Source organism: Sphingomonas sp. (genome assembly GCF_035758555.1).
Taxonomy (GTDB): Bacteria; Pseudomonadota; Alphaproteobacteria; order Sphingomonadales; family Sphingomonadaceae; genus Sphingomonas_B.
The window spans coordinates 1-8290 of the sequence record NZ_DASTXI010000046.1 but is presented as its reverse complement, the minus strand read 5'-3'; the positions used below and the strand labels follow the sequence as shown (position 1 = coordinate 8290).

The 8290-nt window shown below is 68.4% G+C and carries 10 protein-coding genes and 1 pseudogene; all 11 read left to right on the top strand.

Translation table 11 applies throughout. The features are described 5' to 3' along the window. Positions 1-294: pseudogene (locus VFT73_RS02740) on the top strand (nicotinic acid mononucleotide adenylyltransferase); the annotation flags it as partial. A gap of 9 nt (positions 295-303) precedes the next feature. Beyond that, positions 304-699 carry a ribosome silencing factor gene (gene rsfS / locus VFT73_RS02735; RefSeq protein ID WP_326408615.1) on the top strand — a complete coding sequence of 132 codons (396 nt, stop codon included), beginning with the start codon at positions 304-306 and terminating at the stop codon, positions 697-699. Positions 700-702: 3 nt separating this feature from the next. After that, on the top strand, positions 703-1125 hold the full coding sequence (locus VFT73_RS02730) for a 23S rRNA (pseudouridine(1915)-N(3))-methyltransferase RlmH (protein ID WP_326408614.1): 423 nt from the start codon (positions 703-705) through the stop codon (positions 1123-1125). Beyond that, the gene (locus tag VFT73_RS02725; protein WP_326408613.1) at positions 1125-2285 is read left to right on the top strand and encodes a murein hydrolase activator EnvC family protein; all 1161 of its coding nucleotides are present in this window, start codon (positions 1125-1127) and stop codon (positions 2283-2285) included. The genes VFT73_RS02730 and VFT73_RS02725 overlap by 1 nt, the downstream gene beginning before the upstream one ends. A 61-nt stretch (positions 2286-2346) precedes the next feature. Further along, a complete protein-coding gene (locus VFT73_RS02720) occupies positions 2347-3675 on the top strand; it encodes a S41 family peptidase (protein ID WP_326408612.1) in 1329 nt (442 codons plus the stop codon). 126 nt (positions 3676-3801) lie between these two features. Further along, complete coding sequence (locus VFT73_RS02715) at positions 3802-4287, top strand: disulfide bond formation protein B (RefSeq protein ID WP_326408617.1); 486 nt, start codon at positions 3802-3804, stop codon at positions 4285-4287. After that, positions 4284-4814 (top strand): demethoxyubiquinone hydroxylase family protein, encoded by a 531-nt coding sequence (locus tag VFT73_RS02710; protein WP_326408611.1) that lies wholly within the window; start codon positions 4284-4286, stop codon positions 4812-4814. Before VFT73_RS02715 ends, VFT73_RS02710 begins: the two co-directional genes overlap by 4 nt. Positions 4815-4840: 26 nt before the next feature. After that, a complete protein-coding gene (locus VFT73_RS02705) occupies positions 4841-5224 on the top strand; it encodes a hypothetical protein (RefSeq protein ID WP_326408610.1) in 384 nt (127 codons plus the stop codon). Between the two features lie 91 nt (positions 5225-5315). After that, positions 5316-5555 carry a hypothetical protein gene (locus VFT73_RS02700; protein ID WP_326408609.1) on the top strand — a complete coding sequence of 80 codons (240 nt, stop codon included), beginning with the start codon at positions 5316-5318 and terminating at the stop codon, positions 5553-5555. 184 nt (positions 5556-5739) lie between these two features. Continuing rightward, a complete protein-coding gene (locus VFT73_RS02695) occupies positions 5740-6612 on the top strand; it encodes a glycine--tRNA ligase subunit alpha (RefSeq protein ID WP_326408608.1) in 873 nt (290 codons plus the stop codon). 82 nt (positions 6613-6694) lie between these two features. After that, a partial coding sequence (locus VFT73_RS02690) for a glycine--tRNA ligase subunit beta (protein WP_326408607.1) occupies positions 6695-8290 on the top strand: 1596 nt, incomplete at its 3' end.

Sequence of the window (8290 nt, the reverse complement as noted above, 5' to 3'; positions counted from 1 at the left end):
TTTCATCACTGGCGGGCGTGGCGAGCGATCGCGCGGCTGGTGCCGATTGCGGTGGTGGCGCGGCCGGGGTATAACCGTGCTGCCCGCGCGGCTCCCGCGATGGGCTGGTTGCGGCGCTTCGTCCGGCCCGTGGCCGATCTGAGGAACTGGACGAATTGGAGACCGCCGGCGCTCGTGTTGTTGCGCTTTGTCCCCGACCCACGTTCGGCGACCCGCATCCGCCAGGCCGATCCCGATTGGCACCGCCGCGCGCTCTCAAGCGTTGATCCCACACGACGAACGCACTCTAGCTGAGGAACCCACTTGGCCGCACAGTCACTTGCACGCACCACGCCCGAAGCCGACCAGGTTTCGGCGCTGCACAACCTCGTTCTGTCCTCCCTGGAAGACGATCAGGCGATCGAGACCGTTTCGATTCCGCTGGAGGGCAAGAGCAGCATTGCCGACCACATGGTGATCGCGTCGGGCCGTTCGACCCGGCAGGTCGCCTCGATGGCGCAAAAGCTGGTCGAGCGGATGAAGGGCGAGCTGGGGCGCCAGGTTCGCGTCGAAGGCCTGCCCGCCGCGGACTGGGTGCTGATCGATGCCGGCGACGTCATCGTCCACCTGTTCCGCCCCGAAGTGCGCAGCTTCTACAATCTGGAGCGGATGTGGGCGTTCGGCGAGGCTCCGTCGCCGCCAAATCCCGCGCACGCATAGGTCTTGCTCTTACACGTCGTCGCGCGCGGCCGGATCGGGCGCGGACCCGAGGCAGAGCTGGTCGCGCGCTATGAAAAGCGGATCGCCTGGCCGCTGAAGCTCACAGAATTGCCGGATCAGGGCGGCCGGGTGCCGGCGCGCGATCCGAACGGCGTCACCGTCGCGCTGGACGAGCGCGGCGAGCAGCTCACATCTGTCGAACTGGCGAAGCAGCTTGAGAAGTGGCGCGATTGCGGCAAACGCGAGTGCCGCTTCCTGATCGGCGCCGCCGACGGCCATGACGCGGCCGATCGCGATTCGGCCGATCTGCTGCTCGCCTTCGGCCGTGCCACCTGGCCGCATCTGCTCGCCCGCGCGATGCTGATGGAACAGCTCTTTCGCGCGACCTCGATCCTTGCCAATCATCCCTATCACCGGGAGGGATGATGAAGGCCTGGATCATGCTCGGCGCACTGGCCGCGGCGACTGCGCTCGCGGCGCAGGGGACGCCCGACCCGCGGGCCCGGCTTGCCGCTGCCCAGGCGCAGGCGAACGGAGCGCGTGCGCGGGCCGCCGCGCTCGATGCGCAGGCGCGGGCCGCGCTGGACCAGGCGGAGCGGGCGCGGGCGGCTGAGGCCGCTGTCGCCGCACGCATCCAGGCGGCGGAGGCCGATATCGGTGCGGCGGAAGCGCGGCTCGCGATCGTTCGCAGCCTTCAGCGCCGGCAGGAGCAGAGCCTCGCCGCGCGCGAGCAGCCGATCGTGCGGCTGGTCGCAGCGCTGGAGACGATGGCGCGGCGGCCGGTCGCGGCGACCCTGCTCCAGCCGGGCAGCCTCGACGACCTGGTCCATGTGCGCGCAGTGCTGTCGACCGTCACGCCGCGCATCGCGGAGCAGACGGCAGGGCTCAGGGCCGAGGTCGCGCGTTCGGCGGCGCTGCGCCGGCAGGCCGGGCTCGCGCTGGCGTCGCTGCAAGACGGCCAGCGGCGCAGCCGGATCGAGCAGCAGCAGCTTGCCCGCCTCGAAATCGAGCAGCGCCGTCGCTCAGCCGCGCTCGCCGGCAGCGCACGGCTGGAGGCGGAGCGGGCGCTCAGGCTCGGCGAACAGGCGCGCGATCTGGAGGATCTGGTCCGCAGGCTCGGCGCGGAAGGCACGCTGCGCGAACGGCTCGCGAGCCTGCCCGGCCCGCTGCCGCGTCCGGCGCGGCTGAGCGAAGCGCTGCCCGTCGAAACCGCAACGCCCGCGCCGCAGCGCCTGTCGTACCGGCTGCCGGTGCTGGGGCCGGTCGTGCGCGGCTTCGGCGAGGCGCTGCCATCGGGGATGCGCGCCAGCGGCGTGTCGATCGCGGCAAAGCCCGGCGCGATCGTCGTCGCGCCAGCGGCAGGCCGAGTCACCTTCGCCGGCCTTTATCGCGGCTATGGCGGCATCGCGATCGTCGATCACGGCGACGGCTATATGAGCATCGTGACCGGCCTTGCCTCGAACCTCGCCCATATCGGCGACACGGTGACCGCAGGCAGCCCGCTCGGGCGCGCCGGCCGTTCCGGCGTCACGGTGGAGCTCAGGCAGGACGGAAAGCCGGTCAATCCCACCACTCTCGTCGGTTAACCTTTAACGCCGGTCGAAAAGCCTATATTCTCGATTCGCCAACTCCCGCAGGAAGTGTTTGATGTTCCGTCCTCTGTTCCGCGCCACCGCCCTTGTCAGCGCGCTTGCGCTGGTGCCGCTCGCCACGTCCGGCCTCGCCGCCGTCGACAACGACACCTACAAGGAGCTCGACCAGTTCATGAACGTGTTCGAGCGCGTGCGCGCCGAATATGTCGACAAGGTCGATGACAAGACGCTGATCAAGGGCGCGATCAACGGCATGCTGGCGAGCCTCGACCCGCACAGCTCGTTCCTCGACGCGACCGATTTCCAGTCGATGAAGGCGCAGACCGACGGCAATTACGGCGGCCTGGGCCTGACCGTCTCGATGGAGGACGGCGTCGTCAAGGTCATCGCGGCGAGCGAGGACACGCCCGCGTCGCGCGCCGGGATCAAGGCCGGCGACTATATCACGCACCTGAACGGCGAGCTCCTCTATGGCGGCACGCTCGACGAGGCGGTCGAGGAAATGCGCGGCAAGCCCGGCACCTCGCTGAAGATCACCATCGTCCGTCCGGGCCGCGACAAGCCGTTCGACCTGGCGCTGACCCGCGAAGTGATCGAGCTGAAGCCGGTCAAGTGGGAAGTGAAGGGCGATGTCGGCGTCATCAACATCAACGCCTTTTCGAAGAACACCGGCGCCGGCGTTCGCGCCGCGATCCTGGGCATCGAGAAGTCGCTCGGCCACAAGCCGGCGGGCTATATCGTCGATCTGCGCTCCAACCCCGGCGGCCTGCTCGACCAGGCGATCGAGGTCTCGGACGCGTTCCTCGATCATGGCGAGATCGTCTCGCAGCGCGGCCGCGAGAAGAACGATATCGAACGCTATTACGCGAAGCCCGGCGACGACACCCACGGCGCCCCGGTGATCGTGCTGGTCGATGCCGGCTCGGCTTCCGCGTCGGAGATCGTCGCCGGCGCGCTGCAGGACCACCACCGCGCGATCGTCATGGGCGAGCGCAGCTTCGGCAAGGGATCGGTGCAGACGCTGCTGCCGCTGTCGCAGACGACGGCGCTGCGCCTGACCACCGCGCGCTACTACACGCCGTCCGGCCGCTCGGTGCAGGAAGGCGGCATCGAGCCCGACGTGCTGGTGCCGCAGCTCAGCGACCCGGACTACAAGGACCGGCCGCGTTTCCGCGAGGCGGACCTGCGCCGTCACCTGATCAACCAGGCCAAGGTCGACAATTCGATCCTGGAGGACGACGTGAAGGAAGACCCGCGCTTCCGGCTCACCGCCGAGCAGCTCGAGAAGCAGGGCGTGAAGGACTTCCAGCTGAACTATGCGGTGCAGACGCTGGAGCGGCTGACCAAGCTGCCCACGATCCAGACCGCCTCACGGGGCAAGTAAGCTTGCATTCATTCGTCATGCCGGACTTGATCCGGCATCCACCTTGTTCTTTGTAGAAGGTGGACCCCGGCTCAAGCCTGTCCTGAGCTTGTCGAAGGAGCCGGGGTGACGGAGAATACGCTGACCATGTCACCCCTCGCAAAAGCCCGCCTCCTTGCGCTGCTCGCGCCCGCGCTGCTGCTCGGCGGCGCGCTCGGTTCGCAATATGTCGGCGGGCTGTACCCGTGCGAGATGTGCTATTGGCAGCGCTGGCCGCACGAAGCGGCGATCGTGCTGGCGCTGCTCGCCTATGGCCTGTCCGGCCAGCCGCGCTGGTCGCGGGCGCTGGTCGTGCTCGCCGCCATCGCCATTGCCGTGTCCGGCGCGATCGGCGTGTTCCATGCCGGCGTCGAATATGGCTGGTGGGAAGGGCTGACGACCTGCTCGCGCGGGCCCTCGGCGGCCAGTTCCGAAGACCTGCTGAAGGCGATCATGAACGCACCGCTGATCCGCTGCGACCAGCCGCAATGGACATTGGGCGGCGTGTCGCTCGCCGGCTTCAATGCCCTCTTCTCCTTTGCAGCCGCGATCGCCATCTGGGCGTTGTTGGCGGGAAGAAGGAGAGCCGCATGACCAGGCCCGGCGACCGAAAGCCCGATGCCGCGTCGATGCTGCGCGTCGACCAGGCGGGCGAATATGGCGCGACCCGCATCTATGCCGGCCAGCTGGCGGTGCTGGGCGACCGCGCGCCTGCCGCCCGGATCGTCGCCGGCATGGCCGCGCAGGAGGAAGCGCACCGCGACCGCTTCGACGCGATGATCGTCGAGCGCGGCGTGCGCCCGACCGCGCTGCAGCCGCTGTGGAACGCGGCCGGCTTCGCGCTCGGCGCCGTCACCGCGGCGATCGGCCCCGAAGCGGCGATGGCCTGCACCGCCGCGATCGAGACCGAGATCGACCGCCATTACGGCAAGCAGCTCGAAGAGCTCGGCGACAGCGATCCCGAGCTTTCCGATCGCATCCGCGAATTCCAGGCCGACGAGGTCGCGCACCGCGACCATGCGCTGGCCGCGGGGGCCGAGCGCGCGCCGGCCTATCCGCTGATGTTCCACGCGATCCGGCTCGGCTGCCGCGCCGCGATCGCCCTTTCGAAACGAATCTAGCCAGGCGTATCCAGGGAGTGCCCGCGATGTTGAAGAAGGTTCTGATGTCCGTCGCGCTCGGCGCTCCGCTGCTGCTGCCGGCCGCGCCGGCGAGCGCGCAGCGCAACTCGAACGAGCAGGTGCTGATCATCTTCGGCGACGATAGCTGCCCGCGCGACACGATCTGCGTCCGCCGCTCCGAAGGTGAGCGCTACCGCATTCCGCAGGAGCTGCGCCGCGTGAAGCCGAGCCCGGAGAACCAGAGCTGGGCGGTGCGTGCGCGCAGCATGGAATATGTCGGCGCTTCCGGCATCAACAGCTGCACGCCCTCGGGCGCCGGCGGCTGGACCGGCTGCTACCAGAAGATGCTCCGCGAGGCCCGCGAAGAACGCCGCGCCCGCGATGCCGGCGAAATCCCGCAGGGGCAGTAGGGTTCAGGCGGACGGTCCCGCACTCCCCCCGTTCATTGCCGGTGAAGCTTCGCGACGCTAGGCGTGCCGATCAAGCTGTTTGGGGTCGCGCATGCGTGTTCTGGTTCTCCTGCTCCCGCTGGCGCTCGGCGGCTGCCTCGTCCGCACCGCCGCCGACGTGGTGACGATGCCGGTCAAGGCCGCCGGCTGGACCGCGGACAAGCTCACCACCAGCCAGTCCGAAGCCGACGAAAAACGCGGCCGCGAACTCCGCAAGGCCGACGAGCGGCGGGCGAAGGAGGAGCGCCGGCGCGCGCGCGAGGAGCGGCGGGACGAGCGCACGCCCTATTAATCGACCGTCATGCCGGACTTGATCCGGCATCCACCTGCCTTTCCAAAGAAGGTGGACCCATTGAACAGCTGCGAACCTCCCCCGGACGTTCGCAGCCGTGTCCGGGGGACACGGCGACCTGTTCAATCGAGTCCGGGGTGACGAGTGTTGATTCTGCGCGCCGATTTGTGCACGTGCGAACACCGTGCCAGAGACCCGCGCTCCCAGCTTTCAGGACCTGATCCTCACCCTCCACCGTTATTGGAGCGAGCAGGGGTGTCTGATCCTCCAGCCCTATGACATGGAAATGGGCGCCGGCACCTTCCACACGGCGACCACGCTCCGCGCGCTCGGCCCCGATCCGTGGAACGCCGCCTTCGTCCAGCCCTGCCGCCGACCCACCGATGGCCGCTATGGCGAGAACCCGAACCGGCTCCAGCATTATTACCAGTATCAGGTGATCCTGAAGCCCAGCCCGTCCGACCTCCAGGACCTGTATCTCGGCTCCCTGAAGGCGATCGGCCTCGATCTGCTGAAGCACGATATCCGCTTCGTCGAGGACGATTGGGAATCGCCCACGCTCGGCGCCTGGGGCCTGGGCTGGGAAGTCTGGTGCGACGGCATGGAAGTCACCCAGTTCACCTATTTCCAGCAGATGGGCGGCTTCGACTGCAAGCCCGTCGCCGGCGAGCTTACCTACGGGCTCGAGCGTCTGGCGATGTACATCCAGAATGTCGACCGCGTGTACGATCTCGACTTCAACGGCCGCGGCGTCAGCTATGGCGAGGTCTTCCTCGAAAACGAGATCGAGATGTCGACCTGGAATTTCGAGGTCGCGAACACCGAGGCCCTGTTCGACGGCTTCAGGAAGGCCGCCGCGGAATGCGAGTCCTGCCTCGATCGCAAGCTCCCGATCCCGGCCTATGAGCAGGCGATCAAGGCCAGCCATATCTTCAACCTGCTGAACGCCCGCGGCGTCATCTCCGTCGCCGAACGCCAGGCCTATATCGGCCGCGTCCGCGACCTCGCCAAAGGCGCCTGCGCCGCCTGGATGGAAAAGAACGGGTGGGCGGGGTGAGTGTGTCGGTCCCTCGTGCCCCTGCGAAAGCAGGGGCCCAGAAGACCGGGGCCTGGGTCCCTGCTTTCGCATGGGCACGGTGATGCCTGATTTCCTCCTCGAGCTCCTCAGCGAAGAAATCCCCGCCCGGATGCAGCCGCGCGCGCGGGACGATCTGGCGCGGCTGTTCGCGGCCGAGATCGCCAGGGCCGGGCTGAAGGCCGAGGCGATCGAGACCTTCTCGACCCCCCGCCGCCTCGCGCTGATCGCCCGCAACCTCCCGGAGCAAACCGAAGCCGTCAGCGACGAGCTGAAGGGCCCGCGCACCTCCGCCCCGCCTCAGGCGCTCGAAGGCTTTCTCCGCAAGACCGGCCTGACGCAGGACCAGCTCACCGAGCGTGACGGCGTCTGGTACGCCGTGATCGACAAGCCCGGCCGCGCCACCGCGTCGGTGCTCGCTGAAGCCATCCCCGCGATCGTCCGCGGCTTCCCCTGGCCCAAGTCGATGCGCTGGGGCGCCGCCTCCATTTCGACCGAGAGTCTCCGCTGGGTCCGCCCGCTACACGGCATCGTCGCGCTCTTGGGCGGCGAGATCGTGCCTTTCGAGATCGACGGCATCGCGAGCGGAGCGGAAACGGTCGGCCACCGCTTCCATCATCCCGGCCGCATCACCATCGGCAGCGCCGACGATTACGCCGCCAAGCTCCGCGCCTGCCACGTCCTCGTCGACCATGAGGAGCGCGAGGCGATCATCGCCACCGGCGCCACCACCGTCGCCGCCCAGGGCGGCCTGACGCTGGTACGCGACGAAGCGCTGCTGCGCGAAAACGCCGGCCTCACCGAATGGCCGGTGCCGCTGCTGGGCAGCTTCGACCCGTCCTTCCTGGAGGTCCCGCCAGAGGTGATCCAGCTCACCATGGCGACCAACCAGAAATATTTCGCCCTCAAATCCTCCCCTGCATTTGCAGGGGAGGGGGACCATGCGAAGCATGGTGGAGGGGCCCGGACCCCGGCCTTGAGCCGGGGGGAGGGTTCTTCTTCGCCCTTCGGGCTCAGCCCCTCCACCACCGGCTCCGCCGGCGGTCCCCCTCCCCAAGCAGAGCTTGGGGAGGACTTGCGCCTCGCCCCGGCCTTCATCTGCACCGCGAACGTGGAGCCGCGCGACGGCGGCGCCGCGATCGTCGACGGCAACCGCAAGGTGCTGGCCGCCCGTCTGTCCGACGCGAAATTCTTCTGGGAACAGGACCTGAAAATCCCGCTGGAGGAGCAGGCGAAAAAGCTCGACCAGATCGTCTTCCACGAAAAGCTGGGCACCGTCGCCGACAAGGTCGAACGCGTCGCGAAGCTCGCGCGCTGGCTGGTCGAGGAAGGGATCGTCCGTGCTCCTGCGAAAGCAGGAGCCCAGAAGGGCGAAGTACAGGGTGACTCTGGGCTCCTGCTTTCGCAGGAGCACTTGGCCGACATGGCGGAACAGGCCGCCCGCCTCTGCAAGGCCGACCTCGTCACCGGCATGGTCGGCGAGTTCCCGGAGCTTCAAGGCCTGATCGGCGGCTATCTGGCGCGGGCACAGGGCGAACCGGACGCCGTCGCCGACGCGATCCGCGATCATTACAAGCCGGCGGGGCAGGGGGACGAGGTGCCGACCGCGCCGGTGACGGTCGCCGTGGCGCTGGCGGACAAGTTGGATGCGATTTTCGCG